The organism is Mycobacterium gordonae (assembly GCF_001417955.2).
GTDB lineage: Bacteria > Actinomycetota > Actinomycetes > Mycobacteriales > Mycobacteriaceae > Mycobacterium > Mycobacterium gordonae_B.
This window is the reverse complement of record NZ_LKTM01000304.1, coordinates 1-351: the sequence shown is the minus strand read 5'-3', so window position 1 is coordinate 351 and position 351 is coordinate 1. Positions and strand designations below refer to the sequence as shown.

The following is a 351-nucleotide window of genomic DNA, read 5'->3' as shown; positions in this document are numbered from 1 at the left end:
CCACACCGGCCGCACCGCCGGTGCCACCGACTCCGCCAGCACCGCCGGTGCCGCCCGCAACCCCGGGATTGGCGCTGTTGTCGACGCCGACACCTCCGACACCGCCTCGGCCACCGACCCCACCGACACCGCCCTTACCGCCCGCGCCCTGCTGGCCGCCGCCGCCGGACCCAGCCGCCCCGCCGACACCACCACGCCCGCCGTCGCCGCCGGTTCCACCCTGAGCACCCTGCTGACCGACGGCCGCGACTGCCGAGCTGTCTGCGCCTTTACCGCCGGTCCCGCCGACACCACCGGAGCCGCCGTTGCCCGCGGTGCCCGTCGCACCCGTGCTCGATCCAGTACCGCCCA

At 76.9% G+C, this 351-nt stretch carries 1 pseudogene; it reads right to left on the bottom strand.

Annotated elements, in window-relative coordinates:
* Positions 1 to 351 (bottom strand): annotated as a pseudogene (locus tag AO501_RS38355) (PE family protein); the annotation flags it as partial.